Annotated in this window: 23 protein-coding genes; 16 read left to right on the top strand and 7 right to left on the bottom strand. The window is 33.8% G+C overall.

Features of this window, described 5'->3' with window-relative positions:
• The first annotated feature begins 15 nt into the window (after positions 1 to 15).
• The 10 genes from IR213_RS10495 (at position 16) to IR213_RS10450 (ending at position 10,253) form a co-directional block, all read left to right on the top strand.
• On the top strand, positions 16 to 1,443 hold the full coding sequence (locus IR213_RS10495) for an L-serine ammonia-lyase (protein WP_194312274.1): 1,428 nt from the start codon (positions 16 to 18) through the stop codon (positions 1,441 to 1,443).
• Positions 1,444 to 1,449: 6 nt separating this feature from the next.
• On the top strand, positions 1,450 to 1,830 hold the full coding sequence (locus tag IR213_RS10490; protein WP_194312273.1) for a ribosomal maturation YjgA family protein: 381 nt from the start codon (positions 1,450 to 1,452) through the stop codon (positions 1,828 to 1,830).
• A gap of 133 nt (positions 1,831 to 1,963) precedes the next feature.
• Positions 1,964 to 2,782, top strand: coding sequence for a 3-methyl-2-oxobutanoate hydroxymethyltransferase (panB, locus tag IR213_RS10485; protein WP_194312272.1), 819 nt, complete (start codon positions 1,964 to 1,966; stop codon positions 2,780 to 2,782).
• A 60-nt stretch (positions 2,783 to 2,842) separates the two neighbouring features.
• Entirely contained in the window at positions 2,843 to 3,616 is a 774-nt protein-coding gene (locus IR213_RS10480) for a glycosyltransferase (protein ID WP_194312271.1), read from the top strand.
• Positions 3,617 to 5,038, top strand: coding sequence for an ArnT family glycosyltransferase (locus IR213_RS10475; protein WP_194312270.1), 1,422 nt, complete (start codon positions 3,617 to 3,619; stop codon positions 5,036 to 5,038).
• Between the two features lie 16 nt (positions 5,039 to 5,054).
• Positions 5,055 to 5,744: an RluA family pseudouridine synthase gene (locus IR213_RS10470; RefSeq protein WP_194312269.1), complete on the top strand. Its 690-nt coding sequence runs from the start codon at positions 5,055 to 5,057 to the stop codon at positions 5,742 to 5,744.
• Positions 5,745 to 5,787: 43 nt separating this feature from the next.
• Positions 5,788 to 7,116, top strand: coding sequence for an aldehyde dehydrogenase (locus IR213_RS10465; RefSeq protein ID WP_194312268.1), 1,329 nt, complete (start codon positions 5,788 to 5,790; stop codon positions 7,114 to 7,116).
• On the top strand, positions 7,107 to 7,844 hold the full coding sequence (locus tag IR213_RS10460) for a nitroreductase family protein (RefSeq protein ID WP_194312267.1): 738 nt from the start codon (positions 7,107 to 7,109) through the stop codon (positions 7,842 to 7,844). The genes IR213_RS10465 and IR213_RS10460 overlap by 10 nt, the downstream gene beginning before the upstream one ends.
• A 29-nt stretch (positions 7,845 to 7,873) precedes the next feature.
• The gene (locus IR213_RS10455) at positions 7,874 to 8,671 is read left to right on the top strand and encodes a DUF2189 domain-containing protein (RefSeq protein ID WP_194312266.1); all 798 of its coding nucleotides are present in this window, start codon (positions 7,874 to 7,876) and stop codon (positions 8,669 to 8,671) included.
• A 292-nt stretch (positions 8,672 to 8,963) separates the two neighbouring features.
• Positions 8,964 to 10,253 (top strand): DEAD/DEAH box helicase, encoded by a 1,290-nt coding sequence (locus IR213_RS10450; RefSeq protein ID WP_194312265.1) that lies wholly within the window; start codon positions 8,964 to 8,966, stop codon positions 10,251 to 10,253.
• A 265-nt stretch (positions 10,254 to 10,518) separates the two neighbouring features.
• Here the strand turns inward: IR213_RS10450 and IR213_RS10445 are convergent, their stop codons facing one another.
• The 4 genes from IR213_RS10445 to IR213_RS10430 all read right to left on the bottom strand — a co-directional run bounded on the left by IR213_RS10445 (position 10,519) and on the right by IR213_RS10430 (position 14,264).
• On the bottom strand, positions 10,519 to 11,169 hold the full coding sequence (locus tag IR213_RS10445; protein WP_194312264.1) for a hypothetical protein: 651 nt from the start codon (positions 11,167 to 11,169) through the stop codon (positions 10,519 to 10,521).
• A gap of 87 nt (positions 11,170 to 11,256) precedes the next feature.
• Positions 11,257 to 11,496, bottom strand: a complete 240-nt coding sequence (locus IR213_RS10440; RefSeq protein WP_194312263.1) for a hypothetical protein — start codon at positions 11,494 to 11,496, stop codon at positions 11,257 to 11,259.
• A 95-nt stretch (positions 11,497 to 11,591) separates the two neighbouring features.
• Positions 11,592 to 13,127 carry a YifB family Mg chelatase-like AAA ATPase gene (locus tag IR213_RS10435; protein WP_194312262.1) on the bottom strand — a complete coding sequence of 512 codons (1,536 nt, stop codon included), beginning with the start codon at positions 13,125 to 13,127 and terminating at the stop codon, positions 11,592 to 11,594.
• A gap of 156 nt (positions 13,128 to 13,283) precedes the next feature.
• Complete coding sequence (locus IR213_RS10430) at positions 13,284 to 14,264, bottom strand: Gfo/Idh/MocA family protein (RefSeq protein WP_194312261.1); 981 nt, start codon at positions 14,262 to 14,264, stop codon at positions 13,284 to 13,286.
• 119 nt (positions 14,265 to 14,383) lie between these two features.
• Between IR213_RS10430 and IR213_RS10425 the strand changes: the two genes are divergently transcribed.
• The 5 genes from IR213_RS10425 (at position 14,384) to IR213_RS10405 (ending at position 20,009) form a co-directional block, all read left to right on the top strand.
• The gene (locus tag IR213_RS10425; protein ID WP_194312260.1) at positions 14,384 to 15,400 is read left to right on the top strand and encodes a dipeptide epimerase; all 1,017 of its coding nucleotides are present in this window, start codon (positions 14,384 to 14,386) and stop codon (positions 15,398 to 15,400) included.
• On the top strand, positions 15,400 to 16,416 hold the full coding sequence (locus tag IR213_RS10420) for an aminotransferase class I/II-fold pyridoxal phosphate-dependent enzyme (protein WP_194312259.1): 1,017 nt from the start codon (positions 15,400 to 15,402) through the stop codon (positions 16,414 to 16,416). The genes IR213_RS10425 and IR213_RS10420 overlap by 1 nt, the downstream gene beginning before the upstream one ends.
• 164 nt (positions 16,417 to 16,580) lie before the next feature.
• The gene (locus IR213_RS10415; protein ID WP_194312258.1) at positions 16,581 to 17,906 is read left to right on the top strand and encodes an ammonium transporter; all 1,326 of its coding nucleotides are present in this window, start codon (positions 16,581 to 16,583) and stop codon (positions 17,904 to 17,906) included.
• 245 nt (positions 17,907 to 18,151) lie between these two features.
• Complete coding sequence (locus IR213_RS10410) at positions 18,152 to 18,679, top strand: superoxide dismutase family protein (protein WP_194312257.1); 528 nt, start codon at positions 18,152 to 18,154, stop codon at positions 18,677 to 18,679.
• Positions 18,680 to 18,794: 115 nt separating this feature from the next.
• Positions 18,795 to 20,009 carry an LETM1-related biofilm-associated protein gene (locus tag IR213_RS10405; RefSeq protein WP_194312256.1) on the top strand — a complete coding sequence of 405 codons (1,215 nt, stop codon included), beginning with the start codon at positions 18,795 to 18,797 and terminating at the stop codon, positions 20,007 to 20,009.
• An 81-nt stretch (positions 20,010 to 20,090) separates the two neighbouring features.
• On the opposite strand, the gene can is transcribed toward IR213_RS10405, so the two are convergent.
• Positions 20,091 to 20,726 carry a carbonate dehydratase gene (can, locus tag IR213_RS10400; protein ID WP_194312255.1) on the bottom strand — a complete coding sequence of 212 codons (636 nt, stop codon included), beginning with the start codon at positions 20,724 to 20,726 and terminating at the stop codon, positions 20,091 to 20,093.
• A gap of 123 nt (positions 20,727 to 20,849) precedes the next feature.
• Between can and IR213_RS10395 the strand changes: the two genes are divergently transcribed.
• On the top strand, positions 20,850 to 21,791 hold the full coding sequence (locus IR213_RS10395) for a LysR substrate-binding domain-containing protein (RefSeq protein WP_194312254.1): 942 nt from the start codon (positions 20,850 to 20,852) through the stop codon (positions 21,789 to 21,791).
• Positions 21,792 to 21,830: 39 nt separating this feature from the next.
• Here the strand turns inward: IR213_RS10395 and IR213_RS10390 are convergent, their stop codons facing one another.
• Positions 21,831 to 22,028 carry a hypothetical protein gene (locus IR213_RS10390; protein WP_194312253.1) on the bottom strand — a complete coding sequence of 66 codons (198 nt, stop codon included), beginning with the start codon at positions 22,026 to 22,028 and terminating at the stop codon, positions 21,831 to 21,833.
• A gap of 245 nt (positions 22,029 to 22,273) precedes the next feature.
• Positions 22,274 to 22,471 carry a hypothetical protein gene (locus tag IR213_RS10385; protein WP_194312252.1) on the bottom strand — a complete coding sequence of 66 codons (198 nt, stop codon included), beginning with the start codon at positions 22,469 to 22,471 and terminating at the stop codon, positions 22,274 to 22,276.
• Between the last annotated feature and the right edge of the window lie 126 nt (positions 22,472 to 22,597).

Raw genomic sequence — 22,597 nt, 5'->3', positions numbered from 1 at the left:
ACGAAAATTACTCTTATGGAAGAATGTATCTCGGTCTTTGATATGCTAAAAATCGGCATTGGACCATCAAGTTCTCACACTCTTGGACCTTGGCGAGCTGCCGAAAGGTTTTTGGGAGAATTGCGAAATGAAAACCTGATGCATTCCATAGACAGAATAAAAGTAGATTTATATGGCTCACTTTCTCTGACCGGAAAAGGCCATGCCACTGATCTAGCCATTATGCTTGGTTTAAGTGGTCAAGATCCCGAATATATTCCAATAGAAAACATTTCAAAAGTTGTAAAATCAATCCAAGACAGCAACGAAATAATTCTCGGAAATGAAATTACGATACCTTTTCATTTTTTGAATGATATTGTTTTCAATAAAAAATTTCTTCCCTTTCACGCTAATGGTTTGGCCTTTACAGCCTATACCGAAGATGGCGGAGAATACACTTCAACTTACTATTCCATTGGTGGAGGATTTGTTGTAGTAGAAGAGCGAATCAATGCTAAAAAGAAAATCCAGATAAAATGTGCTTTCCCGTTTCCAATTCAAAACGCCAATGAATTGTTAAATTATACAATACAGCAAAACAAAAGCATATCGGAAATTGTATATGAAAACGAAAAATCAATGCGCCCCGAAGCAGAGATTCATCACGAATTAATGCGCATTTGGAACACAATGCTCGAATGCATGTACATTGGTTGTCATTCCGAAGGAATTCTTCCCGGCGGTTTAAGCGTTCGCCGCAGAGCATTTGATATGCACCAACATCTTATTGGCTTAGCCAATTATGATTCGCCGCAAACCTGGCTGGAACAAATTCGCTTGACAGAAGTGAAGTTTCGGCAAATCTTAAAATGGGTTTCATGTTTTGCCTTGGCAGTAAACGAAGTCAATGCTTCTTTAGGCCGTGTGGTTACCGCTCCAACCAATGGAAGTGCCGGTGTAATTCCTGCAGTTTTAATGTATTATCTAGTCATCGAAAATCACAAGGCTGGCGAAAAGGAAATCAAACAATTCCTTATGGTTGCAGGTGAAATAGGCAGTATTTTCAAAAAAGGTTCTACCATTTCCGCAGCTATGGGAGGTTGTCAGGCAGAAATTGGCGTTTCATCAGCAATGGCCGCAGCAGCTTTGTGCGAATTAATGGGTGGGACTCCGGCTCAGGTATTAATGGCTGCCGAAATCGCAATGGAACATCATCTTGGATTAACTTGTGACCCCGTTGGGGGTTTAGTCCAAATTCCGTGTATCGAAAGAAATACAATGGGAGCCATAAAAGCAATAAACGCTGCCGAATTAGCATTGGAAACCGACCCAAAAAATGCAAAAGTGCCGTTGGACAAAGTCATTGACACGATGTGGCAAACTGCCAAAGATATGAACAACAAATACAAGGAAACTTCCCAAGGTGGTCTGGCAGTTGCAGTAAACATGGCTGATTGTTAATTTATTATGCTAAAAAACAATCGGTTTCCTTATTTCATTTTAATAGTTTCTGTAATCATTCTTGGAATATTATCCAGAAAAATTGATGGTTTCCCAACTTTTTTTGGTGACACTTTATATGCCGTTATGGTTTATTTTGGTATGCGGTTGTTCTTTATCAAAAACAGTTTTATAAAAACAATGGAACTTGCCCTGGCTTTTTGTTTTTGCATTGAGTTCCTTCAACTGTATCGAGCAGAATGGATCATGGTAATACGAAGAACTACATTAGGGCATTATGCATTAGGACAAGGTTTTCTTTGGAGCGATTTGGTTTTTTATATTCTGGGAATTTTGATTGCATATGGGATTGATTCAAGATTTTTTAAGAGAAATCAGGGATACTAACCTTCATCAAAAACATTTTGACAATTTAAAAGCCCATTATTTAAGATTCGATATTTTAAAGATAGCAATCTTTACTAATTTTAGATTAATTGATTAATTTTGCAGTCTAAAATCTAAATTCCAAACATAAAGGATGTCTGCAACAAAAAAAGATTACAAAAGAATTACCACAAAGTCATTAACTGAAATGAAGGCAAATGGAGAAAAGATTTCCATGCTTACGGCTTATGATTATTCTATGGCAAAAATTGTTGATGCTGCTGGTGTCGATGTAATATTAGTGGGAGATTCAGCATCGAATGTCATGGCTGGTCACGAAACAACTTTGCCTATTACATTAGACCAAATGATTTATCACGCATCTAGCGTAGTTCGCGCTATACATAGATCATTAGTTGTAGTCGATATGCCTTTTGGAAGCTATCAGTCAGACCCAAAAGAAGCCTTGCGTTCAGCCATCCGAATTATGAAAGAAAGTGGCGGACACTCAGTAAAACTAGAAGGCGGAAGCGAAGTTAAAGAGTCCATTAAAAGAATCTTGAATGCTGGAATTCCTGTTATGGGACATTTGGGTTTAACCCCACAATCGATATACAAATTTGGCACTTACACTGTTCGTGCCAAAGAAGAAGAAGAAGCCGAAAAATTAATGAAAGATGCCAAATTTTTAGAAAAATTAGGATGTTTTGCAATCGTTATCGAAAAAGTTCCAGCAGATTTAGCTGAGAAGGTAGCCAAAAGCGTTTCCATTCCCATCATCGGAATTGGTGCTGGTGGTGGCGTTGACGGACAAGTTTTGGTAATTCATGATATGCTGGGAATGAATAATGAATTTAGTCCGCGCTTTTTGCGTCGTTATATGAATTTATACGAAGAAATGACAACAGCCATCGGTCACTATGTTACGGATGTGAAATCGAGTGATTTTCCAAATGAGAAAGAGCAATATTAATTTTTAATCAAAGATAACATTACATTAGCTTGCTTTTTTGACCAAACATAAAACATTTATATGTCAACACAACACGATACCACCATTGTTATTCCTTGTTATAATGAAGAAAAGGGTATTTCAATTAATGAGTATTCGATTTTTTTGGAGAACAATCCGGAGGCATCTATATGTTTTGTAAATGATGGTTCAACTGATAATACGCTGGAAGTATTGAATGTTTTAAAAGCAAAACACCCGACTCAAATTCAAGTTCTTTCATTAGAAAAAAATTCAGGAAAGGCTGAAGCCGTTCGAGCAGGAATAAATTATTGCAATCAAATCTCCAAACATCAATACATTGGCTATTTAGATGCCGATTTAGCTACGACATTAGAAGAATTTATTGAACTTAGGAACCATTTAAAAGGAGAAATAATTTTTAGTTTTGGCTCCCGAATCAGAAAAATTGGTTCTACAATTGAACGTGAAAACAGTCGGTTTTTGATAGGAAGAGTTGTGGCAACCTTTATTTCAAATATACTTGACATCAAAGTTTATGACACCCAATGTGGCAGTAAACTTTTTACAAGAGAAATTTCGGAGCAATTATTCCAAAAAGAATTTATATCAAAATGGCTCTTCGACGTAGAAATATTTTACAGGATGATTCACCTTTACGGAAGAGAGAAAGCTATAGAAAAAATGAAAGAAATACCTTTGAGATTATGGGTCGAAAAAGGAGATTCCAAAGTAAAATTTACCTACGGTTTTAAACTCTGGTTTGATTTGTTTAAAATTAGCCGGGAATACAAAAAAATAGCAAAGAATACCTATAACACAAATTTATTGTAAATGATTTCAGAAAAACTTAAAAACAACTCCAAAATACTTTCCGTTTCGGTAATTGTTCTCTTGATTTTTAGATTGTTATTGACTGCAACCATTCCTTTATTGGACAAAACAGAAGCACGCTATGCCGAAATTGCCCGGATCATGCAGGAAACGAAACAATGGATTGTTTTACAAATAGATTATGGCGTTCCGTTTTGGGCAAAACCACCTTTATCTACTTGGCTGTCTGCGGGAAGTTTTGAGTTATTTGGAGTAAATGAATTTGCTGCCCGTTTTCCTTCTTTTTTGCTGAGTGTAATCCTAATTATTATTGCTGGGAAAATGGTAAAAAAGGAAGGCTATTCTTTTTATTTACCTGGTTTTATTTTGTTGACAATGCCCGAGTTTTTAATTCATACAGGCGTTGTTTCAACTGACACAGCTTTAGAATTTTGCATTACAATGATGATGATTTCCTTTTGGAAAACGATGAAAAGTGAAACAAAAACCTCTTGGAATTATGTATTTTTTGTTGCTTTAGGATTAGGATTACTTTCAAAAGGTCCGCTAATTATTGTACTTACATTTCCTCCGTTGTTTTTATGGTGCTGTCTAGATATGAAAAGATTTTGGGATGTATTTTCAAAATTTTCAATAGTATTGGGAATTTTAATAACCGCAATAATAGCTGTTCCATGGTATTATTTTTGCGAGCAACAATCGCCGGGTTTTTTAGATTATTTTATTGTTGGAGAACATTACAAACGTTTTGTAGAACCTGGATGGAAAGGCGATTTATATGGAAGTGGCCACTCACAACCAAAAGGAATGATTTGGCTTTATATAATAGCTTTTGTGCTTCCGTGGATTCAGATTGTGTTGTATAAATTATGGAAAAAAAGAGCCACTATTTTCAAAAACAATTGGATTTCCTTCTTGCTATTATGGGCGTTTTGGACACCACTATTTTTTACCATTTCAAGCAATATTTTACATACTTATGTTCTTCCATCAACAATGCCAATTATGTTTTTAGTGGTTTATTTCTGGGAAGAATTCACTAGAAAAAAACTCCTAATTAGTGTTGCATTATTTTTTCCAGTCTTAGTATTTATTGCTTATTTTGGCCTTTTTGCCACAGGAAAATTAGACTATAAAATGAACTCTGATAAATATCTTTTGGAAAATTTAAAGATGACAACCGAAAATAAAGAAATACCAATCTATTATTGGAAAAGCAAAAATTATTCGGGACAGTTTTACACCAATGGTAAGGCGCAAGTCGTAAAAACTGAAATGCAATTGGATTCTGTTCAAACTTTAAATAAAAAGATGTTTTTTGTAATTCCGACGAAAGAGGAGAAAGATATCTCAAAAAAACAGCTGGATAAAATGATTTTGACCCAAAGCAATTACAAAACTTCCATTTTTGTAACTAAATAAAGAAGTCTTTTAATTGATGAAAATACTATCCAACAAAAATAACATCCAAATTCTGCACGAAGACAATCATATAATTGTGGTCAACAAACGTGTGGGCGATATTGTCCAGGGCGACAAAACAGGCGACAAACCACTTTCTGAGGTTGTAAAAGAATACATCAAAGATAAATACAATAAACCCGGCGAAGTCTTTCTGGGAGTCGTACACAGATTGGACAGACCTACAACAGGAATTGTAGTTTTTGCCAGAACCAGTAAGGCTTTAACTCGAATGAACGAATTGTTCAGCAATCGGGAAACCCAAAAAACCTATTGGGCAATCGTGAAAAACAGGCCTGAAAATCCGGAAGATAAACTCATTCATTTTCTAAAAAGAAACGAAAAAAACAATACTTCAAAAGCACATTTAAAAGAAGTTCCCGACAGTAAATTAGCAAGTTTAGACTATAAAATTATCAAGGAACTCAATAATTATTTTGCCCTGGAAATCAACCTTCATACCGGAAGACATCACCAAATTCGTGCCCAACTTTCGGCAATAGGTTCTCCGATAAAAGGAGATTTGAAATATGGTTTTGACCGCAGCAATCCTGATGGAGGAATTCATCTTCATGCCCGAAAACTGGTTTTTGTTCATCCTGTTTCCAAAGAAAATTTAATAATTATTGCTCCTGTTCCAAATGATGTGATTTGGAATGCCATTTAATTTGAAAAAAATGTATCTTTAGGACTTATTTAAGTTTTAATTTATGGACTATAAAACCAACATTAATTTCAGAAAAGAGACACTGATAAAGCTTCTTAATGCTGTTATCACTCACGAAAAAGAAATCATTCAGGCTTTATACGATGATTTTAAAAAGCCAGCATTTGAAGCCGTTCTCACCGAAACCAGTTATGTAATTTCAGAATTAAAAGACACTATTAAGAACATAAAAAAATGGTCTAAACCAAAAAGAGTTTTTCCTTCAATTCTAAATTTCCCTTCAAAAGATTATATCTACAAAGAACCTTACGGCAAAGTTTTAATAATTGCTCCTTGGAATTATCCTTTTCAGTTGGCACTTTGTCCCTTAATTTCAGCGGTTGCAGCAGGAAATCAAGTCGTGGTAAAACCATCTGAACTCACACCAAAAACATCTGAGATTATTGCTGAAATAATTGCGAAAGTATTCGATAAAACCCACGTAGAAGTTATTGAAGGCGGAGTTGAAGTTTCACAAAAATTACTATCTGAACGTTGGGATTATATCTTTTTTACAGGAAGTGTAGCTGTAGGCAAAATTGTGGCAAAAGCCGCCGCCGAAAATCTTACTCCCGTGACACTTGAACTCGGCGGGAAAAACCCTTGTATCATTGATGAAACGGCTAATTTGAAAATGGCTGCCAAAAGAATCGTTTGGGGAAAATTTATGAATGCGGGACAAACGTGTATTGCCCCTGATTATATTCTGATTCAAAAAGATATGAAAAGTCATTTTATCGGCTATTTGAAAGAAGAAATTACCAAAGCTTATGGCAAAAATCCTAGTGAATCACCTGATTACGCAAGAATAGTAAATACAAAAAACTGGCAACGATTAGTAGATATGATTGAGCCTGAAAAGGTGATTTTTGGAGGACAAAGCGATATCAAAAATTGCTACATTGCCCCTACCCTTATGGAAGAGCCATTGCCTTACAGTCAAGTTATGAAAGACGAGATTTTTGGGCCCATATTACCAATAATAGCATACGAAAACGAGACTGATATTGAAACCGTAATTTCCAGATACGAAAAATCTTTGGCCTTATATTTATTCACCGAGAATCATATTTTTACAAAACAAATGATTCAAAAATATTCGTTTGGAGGTGGCTGTGTCAATGACACTATGGTTCATTTTTCGAATAAAAGATTGCCTTTTGGAGGTGTTGGTCACAGTGGCATTGGCGCATACCACGGAAGTTTAAGTTTTGACGTCTTTTCACATAGAAAAAGTATTCTAAAAAAATCAAATTTCTTAGATTTACCAATGCGTTATGCTCCCTATAAAGACAAATTAGCAACAATTAAAACAATATTAAAATGGTTGTAACCAATGAAAAAACGGTAAGCGAAGCCATAAACTACCGCCGTTCCGTTAGAGTTTATAAAACCGAACCTATCGATGATAACAAAGTAAAAGAATGCATCCATTTAGCAACATTGGCAGCGACAAGCAGTAATATGCAACTTTGGGAATTTTACCACGTCGTTTCTCCGGAAATTCTTAAAAAACTCACAGAAGCAAGTTTTGGTCAATCAGCTGCAAAAACAGCACAACAAATGGTGGTTATTGTAGCCAGAAAAGATTTGTGGCGAAAAAGAGCTCAATCCAATATTGACTTTTTAAAATCGCAATATGGAGATAAACCGGCATCAGAATATTCAAAAAGAGAAAAATTTGCCATGAATTATTATAAAAAAATTGTACCATCAATTTACTCTGAATTTTTGGGAATTCTGGGAATTATAAAATACATTGCCTTCCAAATTATTGGACTATTTAGACCCATTTATCGGGAAGCACGACAAAGCGATATGAGAGTTGTAGCGCATAAAAGTGCTGGACTTGCTGCTCAAAATTTTATGATTAGTATGGCCGCCATAAATTATGACACCTGTCCGATGGAAGGTTTTGATTCGGTAATGGTCAAGAAAGCATTGAAATTACCATCTTCTGCAGAAATAAATATGATTATCGCCTGCGGCATTCGGGAAGAAAAAGGAGTTTTTACAGAACGATTCAGAGTTCCTTTTGAAGAAGTCTATTTTAAAATATAATAATAAATTAAACTAACAAAAAACAAAATATGAAGTCAGTAAAAGAAAGAATAGAAGATATAAGAATTAATGGATACGAACTTGATTTTGGTACAGTTTTCGAAAATGCTTTTAAAAATTATAAAAAAATAGCATTGTATGCCGGTTTGATACTTTTGTTCTTTTTTATATTTATGATTATTCTTATGTCCGTTGGAATGATTTCTTACATTGGAATTGAAAATATGGAAGCGTTTAGCAAAAAGCTAATACATTTTTCTGAACTTAAGGAAAAGCCTCTAGATATTGTAATACAAATCAATGCAGTTACGATATTACTTTCCGGACTTCTAAATCCGTTTATGGCTGGTTTTCTTAAAATGGCAGATTGTGGCGAAAAAGATGAGGAATTTCATGTGTCAACGATGTTTTCGTACTACAAATCTCCCTATTTTTCTAATATTTTTATTGCAGTTTTTATAATTACATTGGTAAATATGAGCCTTACGACGCTCCTTGAATTTGTAGGATTTAATATAATTGGTTCTTTAATTTCTTTGACAATATCTTTTTTAACTTTTTTGACAATTCCGTTTATTATTTTTGGAAAATTGAATTCCATTGATGCCATAAAATCAAGTATTATAATCGTTTCAAAACAACCATTAATTCTATTAGGATTAATAATTGTATCACTTATTGCAGCAATGATTGGGATTTTTGGTTTTTGCATTGGTATGCTTTTTACAATGCCATTTGTATATTCAATGAATTATATGATTTACAAAAACATAATAGGGATTGATTCAATAAGTGAAATTGAGGAAATAGCCAATAAAGAAATTTAAGATTAACAAAATTTTGCTTTATAAAATCGCTAATAACAACAAGTTTGTTGCAAACTATCTCCGATAGCTTAGATTTGCAATCTATTCCCATAAATGCATGCAAAAAAGTAAGAACCGATACATGTAATTTTAATCAAAAAGACAGTCTTGATAATTGCAATGAGTACGCATTAAAAACCAAATATCGAAACAAAGTCAAGCAATCAAAACCACATCCATAAAATTAGCTGTACCTTCGCGCCAAATTAAAGAAGTACACAAAATAATAGTGTTTACTTCATAAACACAATTTATGTCATTTAACTCATTAGGCTTATCTGATGCTTTATTAAAAGCCATCAGCAAAAAAGGATACACAACACCTTCTCCAATACAAAAAAAAGCAATTCCACCCATCTTAGAAGGCAAAGATGTATTAGCATCTGCACAAACAGGAACTGGAAAAACAGCAGGTTTCACGTTACCAATATTACAAATATTATCGCAAGGAAAACACTTAAGTCATAGACCTATTCGTGCCTTAATATTGACCCCAACACGAGAATTAGCAGCTCAGATTTTAGCTAATATAAAAGAATACAGTGAGTTTGTCGATTTGCGCTCTGCCGTAATATTTGGAGGTGTAAACCAAAATCCACAAGCTGCCCAAATACGACAAGGTCTTGATATTTTGGTGGCCACTCCCGGTCGATTGATCGATTTGCATAATCAAGGTTTGGTATCGCTGTCTAAAGTTGAAATTTTGGTTTTAGATGAAGCGGACCGTATGCTTGATATGGGATTTTTACGGGATATTGAACGTATTATGAAAGTATTGCCATCCAAAAGGCAAAACTTGCTATTTTCGGCAACCTTTTCAAAAGACATCAAGAAATTAGCAATGGGAATTTTGCACCATCCTGTTCAGGTCGAAGCCACACCAGAAAACACAACAGTTGACGCAATTATCCAAAAAGTATATCCTTGCGCCAAAGAGAAAAAAACAGAATTTATCATAAAACTGATTACCGAAGGCAACTGGAAACAGATTTTGGTTTTTACGCGTACCAAACAAGGTGCCAATAAACTAACCGAAAGCATGATTAGTGCAGGCATAAAAGCAGCAGCTATTCACGGTAATAAAGGTCAAGGCGCCAGAACAAAAGCCTTAGCCGGTTTTAAAGATGGAACGCTAACCGCTTTAGTCGCTACCGATATTGCCGCACGTGGTTTGGACATTCCCTTATTACCACACGTTGTAAATTTTGAATTGCCTAATATTCCGGAAGATTACGTTCACCGAATTGGGAGAACAGGTCGTGCCGGAGCAAGTGGAGAAGCCATTTCGTTGTTTAGTCCAGACGAAACTGTTTTTTTACGCGATATCGAAAAATTAGTGGGTTTGAAATTGCCGAAAGAAAACATCAAAGGTTTTGAGCCAGATCCTAATGCTTCGACCGAGCCAATAAAGCAAGGCCAAGGAAGACAACAACGCAATTCAACTCCTCGACAACCCAAAACAGATACTACAAATAGAAGCAGTAATAATAGCTTTGGTCCAAGACGTCCTCAACAAAATAATGATAGACGTTCTAATAGATAAATTGTTTTTTAGGAGCACACAATTTTAGTTTCTTAAGAAAATATTTCCCGCTTTACGTTGCAATCTCCCGATGAAAAATCGGGAGGATTTCCTCTGCAATCGGGGTTATAATCTACTTTTTTTTTCTAAAGACTTTTATATTAAAATCTTTGAGATAAAAGTCTCTATCGTTAATGGGAACATTTTGCAAAACTGTGCTAACCAACTTGATTTGTTTAGTGAAAATCCGAGCGGACTAGTTTAATTTTAACTTTAAAAATCAAAACTATTTTCTATTTAATCTAAATTCAACTAATTTCTTATTTAAGTCTTTTATAGTAATATTAGAATGACAATTATTATATGATTTATTACTACCACAATAACATACAGTAAATCTTTTAACACCTTTACCAATATAATCTTGATAAAAATCAATTATATTTTTAACTTCATCTTGCATCCTTTTTACGTCATTGGGCATCGTAAATCCATTCTTGATTTTTATTGCGTAATCAAGATATAATTGATGGTCTATCGAAAACAAACTTATTAAAGTATCTATAGCTTTAGAATCAGACAAATTTATTCTGACATTTAACTCATCTACATTTTTGTATCTATTATCTGGTAAGAACATTATTTGTTTTAACCCAACTTCATTTGGTGTTACATCGATTAAATCACCCTCTGAGTTTTCCCAAACAACGTGTTTTTCCGCTTCACATAAGTCTTCAGATTGATATATTGACCATCCAAAACACGCTGTGCCGCCATCATTTTTTATTTTTTGTTCAACATTATAAAGACAATGTCTGTTTATAGCATATTTTTCTGGAATCACTGGAATAATCTCTTCTTCAAATTCGCTATTAATTTTATCAAATAATTTTTGAATGATAAGGGTTTTTATAATTGGGCTTAGGTAAGTAATCATATTATAAATTTACTGTTAGTAGTAAAAATTCTGCATTATAAGAAACGATAATTTTGCGCGCCAAATACTACATAAAATTCAATATTTTTAGAGTCCTAAGGGATGTCGAAGGTTTCCAATTTTCACTCTATCTCCATAATTTTTTTCTAACATATCTTCTATTTTAGCAATTTCAAATACTAAAGAAAGAGTTATATATTCTCTTTTTTCCAAGGGACCTGTTCGTGACTCTACAAAAAGCAAAATGATTTCTTTAAGATCCATCCCTCTTAGTTGTAGCATTAGTTTATTGTAATCCTCATATTCGTTTTGATTTATATTATTCATTTTATTCTTTTTACATTTATTATTCTGTACCTACTCAAACAAATCCGATAGCGGATTTGCAATCCGTGCCCATTCCAATTCAAACATACTCTAAATCATCCCAACCACCCATCTCTATCCAAACTTCTATACTGAATCGCTTCGGCAATATGTGACGAAATAACCTTTGGTGCGGCTTCTAAATCAGCGATTGTTCTGGCTACTTTCAAAATCCTGTCGTATGCGCGCGCCGAAAGATTCAGGCGTTCCATTGCGGTTTTCAATAATTGTTTCGAAACATCATCAAGAACACAATATTCCCTGATATGTTTGGTATTCATTTGAGCATTGTAGTGGATGTTTTCCATTTGCACGAAACGTTCCGTTTGGATTTCTCTCGCTGCGGTAACTCGTTTCCGGATATCGACGCTACTTTCGGCTTTTTGATCTTCTGATAATTTTTCGAAAGGAACTGGCGTTACTTCAATATGAATGTCTATTCTATCCAATAAAGGCCCTGAAATCTTACTTAAATACCGTTGCATTTCGTGTGGCGAAGAAGTTTGTGGTGAATCCGGATCATTAAAAAAGCCACTCGGACTTGGATTCATACTGGCAACCAACATAAATGACGAAGGGTAGGTCACAGTAAACTTGGCTCTGGAAATGGTCACTTCACGATCTTCCAGGGGTTGACGCATCACTTCGAGAACATCTCGCTTGAATTCCGGTAATTCATCCAGAAACAAAACGCCATTGTGCGCCATAGAAATTTCACCGGGTTGCGGATAACTCCCACCTCCAACAAGTGCCACATTCGAAATGGTATGATGAGGACTTCGAAACGGCCGTTGGTTCATTAATCCGGCCTCTTTTAATTTTCCGGCAACACTATGAATTTTAGTAGTTTCTAATGCTTCTCGCAAAGTCATTGGCGGCAAAATACTGGGTAAACGCTTGGCAAGCATTGTTTTACCTGCTCCAGGCGGGCCAATAAGAATGATATTATGACCACCGGCTGCGGCTATTTCCATACAACGCTTGATGCTTTCTTGCCCTTTGACATCAGAAAAATCAAATTCTGGAAAATCCAATGTTTTATAAAACTCCGCTCTAGTGTCGATCACTGTTGGTTCTAAAGTTCCTTTTCCTTCCAGAAAATCAACAACTTCCTGAATGTTTTCGACCCCATAAACATCTAGACCAGCAACAATTGCAGCTTCCTTAACGTTTTGCATTGGCAGAAAAAAACCTTTAAAACCTTCTTCTTTAGCTTTAATGGCAATGGGCAAAGCACCGCGAATGGGTTGTAAACCACCATCAAGAGAAAGCTCTCCCATAATAATATACTTATCAATTTCATCGGCTTTTATTTGGGCGGAAGCCACGAGAATGCCTATTGCCAAAGTCAAATCATAAGCCGAACCTTCTTTCCGCAAATCGGCGGGAGCCATATTGATGGTAATCTTTTTACCGGGCATAGAATAGCCATTGTTTTTGAGTGCGGCTGCAATTCTATAACTACTTTCTTTTATGGCGTTGTCTGGTAAACCAACTAAATGATAGCCAATTCCCTTGTCCATATTAACTTCGACTGTAATTGTTGTAGCTTCGACTCCAAAAACGGCACTTCCAAAAACTTTAACTAGCATACTTATTTATTAGATTTTAAAAATATAGAAAACATTTCAATATTTCGGCTATTTGAATTAAATATTTGAAAAAATTCCTACAATCTTCAGAAGTACCTGTTAAAACATTGGAATAAAATTGAAGAAACATACAATTATAAAAACAATATCTCTATTCTATAAAGGATATTCTAATCCTATTTGGCTTCTGACTTCATCAATTATTTTGATAAGCTCTAAACTATTTTGATGAGACCATAATTTACTTTCAATTCTGTTTTCCTTTATGCATTGGTGACATTCCTCAATTTCGTATGTATATCCTTTGCCTTTGGTAGGTAATTTAAATTTTATTTTATGATTGTTTTTTATCAGAGTATAGGATTGGGCTTCAAACCACAGAGGATTTAAATTAATTCTTCCTTTGGTGCCGCTAATTGTTGCTTTCATATTTGATGAAGAAACAAAACTTGAATGCAAAATGGCTTGTGCATTATCATATTGCAAAATCATGGATGTTTGTAAATCAGCACCGGACTCATGAAAATTTGATTTTGCCAGTATTTCTGTTGGAATCCCTAACAATACATAACTTAAAAACAAGGGATATACACCAATATCTAAAAGCGATCCTCCACCTAAATTTATGTCAGTCATCCTATTACCTTCGAGTTTTTCAACTTGAAAGGCAAAATCAGCATTAATGTATTTGATTTCTCCAATTTCACCCGTTTTAATTTTAGAAAAAGATTCCTGAAACGAAGGATTGAATCTTGTCCAAAAGGCTTCCATGAAAAATTTATTATTATTTTTCGATGCATTAATCATCTGCAAAGCATCATTATAGTTTAATGCAATGGGCTTTTCGCAAAGCACATGTTTATTATTCTGCAACGCTTTTATGGTTAAAGCGGCATGGGAATCATGGGGTGTGGCAATATAAATTATGTCAACATCTACATCATTAAAAATAGCATCGTAGTTGCCATACGCTTTAGTACAATTATAACTATTCGCAAAATCTTTTGCTTTATCTATATTTCTTGAAGCTACTGCAGTAAGTTGAGCCTCCTCAATTAGCAACAATTCTTTAGCAAATTGATGACCAATATTTCCTAAACCTATAATTCCCCATTTTACTTTATCTTTATTATCCATTTTATTTTTACTTTAAAATCTAAATTTAATTTAATTCCCTTTCAAAATGAAATTTACTTCCCGATTTTGTTTGCAAACTAATTTATATTAATTTCCTTTGTTACTAATTATTCATAAAAATGAAAGTAATTCTCCGAACATTTAACCTTCAGCTAAAACATACTTTTACCATTTCAAGAGAATCTTATGATGTACAACCTTCCTTAATTGTCGAATTACAAAGTGAAGGATATTCAGGTTTTGGAGAAGCTACGTCAAATCCATATTACAAAATTACGGTAGATTCGATGAAACATAATTTGGAAAAAATAATTCCATTTATCGAAAGTGTTACTAACGAAACTCCAGAAGAATTTTGGCTTAAAGCCCATAAATTATTAGAAAATGATATGTTTGCTCTTTGTGCTTTGGATATTGCTTACAATGATTTATACGCTTGCAAAAAAGGTAAAAAGCTATACGAATTATGGGGCTATTCCATCAATAAGAATCCAAAAACAGATTATACAATTGGCATTGACAGTATAGAAAAAATGGTGTCAAAAATGAAAGAATTGCCCTGGCCAATCTACAAAATTAAATTAGGAACTAAAGAAGATATTGCCATTGTCACCGAATTAAGAAAACACACCGATGCCATTTTTAGAATAGATGCCAATTGTGGTTGGACGGTTTCCGAAACTATAAACAATGCTATTGAATTGAAAAAATTGGGCGTCGAATTTTTGGAACAACCTTTAAAAGCCGATAATTGGGAAGGTCACAAGGAACTTTTCAAACACTCGGTTTTACCCATAATCGCTGATGAAAGCTGTATCATTGAAGAAGATGTCGCTAAATGTCACAATCATTTTCACGGTGTCAATATAAAATTAGTAAAATGTGGAGGCCTTACTTCAGCCAGAATGATGATTTCACAGGCAAAAAAATTAGGAATGAAAACTATGGTAGGCTGTATGACGGAGTCTACTGTGGGAATATCAGCGATTGCCCATTTACTTCCAGAACTGGACTTTGTAGATATGGATGGTGCATTATTATTAGCCGAAGACATTGCAACTGGTATAACAATTAAAAATGGTGTTATAAAATACTCCGAATTAAATGGAACTGGTGTCACTTTAATTTCTAAATAATGATTGTAAATGAATTCCCAGATCGAAAAATAAAAGTAGATGGCGTAGACTATTTATATTTTGGCGGTACCAATTATTTGGGAATGTCGACCAATACTGACTTCCAAAACATTTTATTCGAAAGTATCAAAAAATGGGAAACCTCTTATGGAAGTTCCAGAAATTCAAATATCGAGCTTTCAATATACAAAACTGCCGAAAAATTATTGGCAAAAAATATAAATACCGAAGCTGCATTGACAGTCTCTTCTGGAATGCTGGCAGGGAAATTAGTTATCGAATACCTTTTAAAAACTACCGATGCGATATTTCATTTTCCAGATGCTCATCCTGCAATAATGAGCTCTCAGAGCCTTCTTATCAAAAAAAACGGAGAACTAAACTCTAAAATATTTGATGAAAGTATTACAAAAATAACCGTTTTATCCGATGCTATTCCTTCTTTATGCATTGAACCAATTGACTTGAGCATTTTACTAAAGATTCCAAAAGAAAAGAAAATAACATTAGTCATCGATGAATCACATAGTTTGGGAATTTATGGGAACGAGTGGCAAAACATCTTAAAAAAAGAAAACATCAAGATAATTAAAGTGGCTTCTTTAGGCAAAGCTTTGGGGCTTTCTGGTGGTGTGATTGCCGGAAATAGTTCTTTTATTTCCGAAATACGTAATTTGGATTGTTTCATAGGAGCTTCAGGGATGAATCCTGCTTTTTTGGAAACTTATATCAATGCACAAAAAGTTTATCTTTCACAAAAACAAAAATTACTGCAAAATCTCATCTATATAGATGCTAATTTTACAAAAAGAGAACTATTTACTTTCAATGCTAACTATCCTAACATTTATTTTGAAGATGAATCTATTTCAAAAAAATTATTAGAAAACAAAATCATAACTACCTCTTTCAAACACACTAATGCATCCGGAAGACTTAATCGAATTGTCATAACATCTAATCACACTACTCAAGATTTAGAACAACTATTGACACAATTGAATTCAAATTTATAAATTTCTCCATTAACAAATTAAAGATTTTTGCAATTTATTTTACATACCCCCACAAAATTTTAGGGTATAAAATATAAATTTAATAAAAATAACGCTTTAAGTAAAGTTTTTTATGGGTATATGAAATGATTTTATACTTTTATCGAAATTTAAAACTAAAAACTATGCGAAAGATTATTTTAAGCGTGATTCTAATCACAATTTTGGTGTTATCCGTTTTTTCAATTTATTTATTTCCAGAAAGCACAACATTAGGAGCTCACATTGTTGCTCTAAAATTAGATACTGGTGACACAGCTTGGATGTTATGTGCAACAGGGCTTGTATTGCTAATGACTCCAGGGCTTGGATTCTTTTATGGTGGTATGGTAGGTAAAAAGAATGTTATTAGTACTGTATTACAAAGTTTTATGGCAATGGTTATAGTAACCGTGCTATGGGTAGTAGTTGGATTTGGATTATGTTTTGGCCCCTCAATTGGTGGTTTTATTGGTAACCCATCTTCAAATTTATTTTTTCAAGGCGTAGGTGCTAATACTGCTTGGGAATTAGCTCCAACTATTCCTTTTATTTTGTTTGCCTTATTTCAGGCAAAATTTGCAATCATTACACCTGCCTTAATAACAGGAGCATTTGCAGAACGTGTTCGTTTCTGGGCTTACCTGTTATTTATGGTATTATTCATAATATTTGTATATGCTCCATTATGTCACATGACTTGGCATCCTGATGGAATTTTCTTTAAAATGGGAGTATTAGATTTTGCTGGTGGAACTGTTGTACACATGAGTGCAGGTTGGGCCGCATTAGCAGGAGCTATCTTCTTAGGAAAAAGAAAAGTACAAAAAGCAAACCCTGCCCGTATTACTTATGTATTATTAGGAACTGGATTATTGTGGTTCGGTTGGTTTGGTTTCAATGCGGGATCTGCTGTTGGATCAGGTAGTCTTGCCGCACAAGCTTTAGGAACTACAACTGTTGCTGCTGCAGCTGCCGCAATGGGTTGGGTATTTTTGGATAAAATTCTTGGACACAAACTTTCAGCGATGGGAGCATGTATCGGAGCAGTTGTAGGATTAGTTGCTATTACTCCTGCATCAGGTTTTGTATCAATTCCTTCTGCATTGGCCATTGGTTTTATTGCCAGTATAGTTAGTAATCTAGTAGTTAGTAAATTCCCTAAAGGAAAAATTGACGATGCTTTAGATGTATTTGCTTGTCACGGTGTTGGAGGTATGGTAGGTATGCTTTTGACAGGAGTGTTTGCTTCAAAATCAGTAAATGCAATTGTAGGTGATAATCAAGGGTTAATCTATGGCGATGCAACCTTATTTTTAATCCAATTAAAAGCAATGGTTCTTGTTTCTATATTTGCCTTCTCTGTTTCTTACGCTTTATTTTTTATTGTAAATAAAATTACTCCTTTAAGAGTTAGTGAAGAAAAAGAAGAATTAGGATTAGATATTTCTCAACACGGAGAATTCTTGTAAATACCATTTTTTTTTAATTTTAAAACACTCTAAAGATTCGTCTTTAGAGTGTTTTTTTATAACATTTTCAGTTACAGATTGCATTGATTAATTTTTTAGCACTTTTTAAGTCTTGAATTTACCAGAATAATTCCTCTATTTGAGAATGTCAAAAAAATAAAATTGAAAGAAAATTGCAAAGAAAATTTAAGACATTTTACATTTTTAATGATTAATATTGTAATAAATAATTTAATCCCAATACTATGAAAAAAGTAATCTTCTCAACTGTACTTATTATTGCCGTCATCATTGGTTGCAAAACAAAAAGCAATTCAGGTGATTCCAAGAACCTAAACATTACTTTTGAATCCAAAAGTAATAGTACCGTGACAGGAACTGCCACATTTACCGAAAAGAAAGGCAAGGTGACTTTTGTTGCTAAATTAGCCGGATTAAAACCTGGTATTCACGCCATTCACATTCACGAAAAATCAGATTGTACGGCCGCTGATGGAAGTTCTGCCGGAGGACATTGGAATCCAACATTTAAAAAACACGGTCAATGGGGCGTTGGCGAATACCACAGAGGCGATATTGGCAATTTCATAGCCGACGAAAAAGGAAATGGAACCATCACATTAACCACCGATGAATGGTGCATTGGATGCGAAGATGCTTCAAAAAACATTCTTGGAAAAGGATTAATCGTGCATCAGGGTACCGATGATTTTACCACTCAGCCTTCTGGAAATTCAGGTGCTAGAGTAGCTTGTTCCGCTATTATCAAGTAAGATAATGCAAGAATTCATATGAAACCGTCTTGTTTATATAAACAAGACGGTTTTTTAATTTTAAAATAATACAAAAACCACAAAAAAACATAGCTTTGCAATTCAAAACTAAACAATGATTAACCCATCAGCACCCGGCTGGATAGACAAATTTTTCTTAAAGCAAAAGCAATCTTTGCTTCCAGCTGAGACACATCACAGTATATTTTACAAAAAAGTCAGGGAAACTGGTTTTATTTATGGACATATTGTCTCTTTTGACACCGCAATTCCTATTCAAACAAAAGGCTGGCTTGATAACGAGATTTCTAAACTCGCCCTTCTGAATACTTTGTATGGCATTTATAAACTAACAGATCAAGAAAGTAATCCCAAAAACTTTGTTTTAAAAGCTGTGGCTTTTTATAACGAAATGAATCCGCAAGGGTTTAATTTGTTTAGAAAAGTATTACCAGATAGTTCACCTTCAGTAAACTTGGAAAAAATTATCGACAGTAGGGTTCAAACCAATATAGATATTATTAGCAAAAATTTTTCGCATATTGTTACCAACGCTTTGCTGTTTATAGATGTTCTGGCTTTTCGCCAATACTTAATTCACGGTGCAATACCGGAAAAATATCTAAAGAAGATAGAAGAAGCCATCATCAGCATTGTTTCGCTGGCATTGAAAACCAAATCCAACAAGTCAAAATACGACGATTTATTGATTAAACTATTCGAATCCTCCGTTCGTTACAGTAAATTTTCGAAAGTGAATGTTCAATCCCGAAGTTTCGGAATGGACGAATTAAAATTAGATTATTTCACGAACGAATTAGAAAAACAATATCTGGTTGATATGGCAGGAATGGCATTGTGGAGTGACGGAATTATTGAAAAAAATGAAGCATATTTTCTACACAAATTAGCCGAATTAATGGGAGTTCCTGATAATTTTGTTACAGAAAGCATCGAGAAAACAAATGAGTTTATTACAAAATATAAAAATGAAATCCCTTATTTTAATTACTCTAATCCGGTCAAACATTTTTACGACCAGACTACACAAACCGTAATTAAACTTATTACCCGCAACAAAAACAGATTGGTGAAAGAAATCCTTGAAAGTAAGGAATTGATGGTGTTATTGGCGTATTCCACCCGAAGGGATTTGAATGAGAAAGAAAAGAAGAAAGTACGAAAACAATTGTTGGACATTTGCAAAACTGTTCCGTCCTTAGCAATTTTTTTACTTCCGGGTGGTAGTTTGTTGCTGCCTATTTTTATCAAATTTATCCCAACACTCTTACCATCATCTTTTAATGAAAACTTGGAGAACGAAGATTAATTTTTTCAGATATCAGATAACTACTAAACAAAAAAAAACTGCTTTCGGGCAGTTTTAAATTTTTAAATATATTTTGTTCTATTAAAATTTTAATTGATAGACTTCATCTAAATCTACATCAGAACTTATATTGACATCTAAATCAGTTACAAATCCAGAATTCAATCCATAAGCCCAACCATGTAGCGTTAAATCTTGCCCGTTTTTCCAAGCGGACTGAACAATAGATGTTTTAGCCAAATCAAATACCTGTTCCTTCACATTAACTTCTACAAATGCATTAAAACGATCAGTTACATCTTCAATGGAATCCAGATGAGCCTGATGCAAACGATAAATATCTTTTATATGACGAATCCAGTTATCAATTATTCCAATCGACTGATTATTCATAGCCGCCAGAACTCCCCCGCAACCATAATGCCCACAAACAATAACATGTTTTACCTTTAAAACATTGACTGCATAATCCAATACACTTAACATATTCATATCACTATGAATGACCATATTAGCAATATTCCGATGTACAAAAACATCGCCCGGTTTTGCACCAACTATTTCATTTGCAGGAACTCTGCTGTCAGAACAACCAATCCATAACAACGGAGGTGTTTGTTGTTTAGCCAAATCTTCAAAATAATTGGGGTCAAGTGCTAATGAATTTTCCACCCACTTTTTGTTGTTCTCTAATATCTTTTTGTAAAAATCGCTCATTGTTTTAGTCCCATTTTAAAGTAATTCAAAGATAGAATAAAAAAATTAACAGAATTTATTTAAAAACAACCATAATTAAAAATGATAGTTATTTATCTTTGTATCATCAAATACTATTTTTTTATGACTATTACACAATTACAATATGTTTTGGCAGTTGCCGAACACAGGAATTTCACGCTTGCCGCCGAAAAATGTTTCGTTACTCAACCCACACTGAGTATGCAAATTCAAAAAATTGAAGAAGAACTTAATATATTGATATTTGACCGAAGTAAAAAACCCATACAATTAACAGCTATTGGTCAAAAAATAGTGGAACAAGCAAAGAATATCGTCAATGAAGCAGGCAAAATAAAAGACATTGTCGAATATCAAAAAGGATTTATAGGAGGTGAATTTCGTTTGGGAATTATTCCAACAATTATGCCCACACTTTTACCAATGTTCCTGAATAATTTTATCAAAAAATATCCAAAAATTAAACTCATCATTGAAGAGTTAAATACCGATGAAATTATCCTCCGCTTAAAAAACGGCCATCTTGATGCAGCTATTGCAGCAACACCGTTGGAAGACGAAAAAATAAAGGAAATTGTACTTTATTATGAGCCATTTGTAGCTTATGTCCCTGATAATTTTAGCATTTCACAAAAAAATGAAATAGAAATTTCTGATTTAAATCTTGATGATATTTTGCTTTTACAGGATGGCCATTGTTTCCGTGATGGAATTTTAAATTTATGCAAAAATCAGGATATCGCAACCAAAAATTCATTTCAGTTAGAAAGTGGCAGTTTTGAAACCTTAATAAAACTTGCCGACGAAGGATTAGGGACAACGCTACTTCCCTACTTACATACATTGAATTTAACAGAAAAAGACAAATCAAAATTACGACAGTTCAAAGAACCAAAACCAGCCCGGGAAGTAAGCTTGATTTATCCAAAAAGCGAACTGAAAATCCATATTATTGATGCATTGAGAAATACCATTTCAGGAGTCGTAAAAGGAGCTATTGCTTTTCAGAATGTTCAAATAATTAGTCCAATTCAGAAGAAATAAAAAAAGGAGTCGATAATCTTGACTCCTTTTTTGTGTTTACTAATTCACAATGCTTAAATATTGTTTCAGCTCTGGCCTACCTTCGGTAAAGTGCTCCAGCCAAATTCTTAATTGTTCAATTTCGTAAGGCAATAAATTTTTATTTGCTTTTCTTAATTCCTTACGAAAAAGTGTGGGGTCAATGCTCACTTTTTCAAGTACAATTTTCGTGTAATCATATATCATTCTATAAGGCATAAAAAAATAGATTTGGGGTTATCTTATATGAACATAGCATAAAGATAGAATAAATAAACATTAATTTCAACGAATATTATTAAAAAAAACCGATTAAGTACTAAAAAACACGTTTATTAACACATTTTTTTAATTAATATAAGAAATAACGTATATAAAATATATTATTTAAAAAAGAAAGTAAATAAAATTGTCAGAATAATATTCACGAAAAAAAAGAGAACCAAATAAGGTTCTCTTTATATTTAATTATTTACAATTAACAGGCATTGTTTTAATTCTGGCTTTTCAATGATAAAAGTTAAAAGCCATTCTCGTAATAACTCCATTTCGTAGGGTAACAAAGCCTTTATTGCTTTTTCTAATTCTTTGCAAAAAAGTATGGGATCAAAACTAACTCTTTCGAGTACTGACTTGGTATAATCAAACATTACTTTAGACATATAAAATTAAAGTTTAGGGTTAGATTCTTATTATTAAAGCATTGAAAAAAAATTATTAAATTTATAAAAATGGTACAATCCAATAACGTACTATTGGAATTTTTATTGTGGTCAAAAATAACATTT

This window comes from Flavobacterium soyangense, assembly GCF_015277675.1.
GTDB classification, from domain to species: Bacteria; Bacteroidota; Bacteroidia; order Flavobacteriales; family Flavobacteriaceae; genus Flavobacterium; species Flavobacterium soyangense.
Note: the sequence above shows the minus strand (reverse complement) of the source record. Positions and strands in the feature narration are given on the sequence as shown.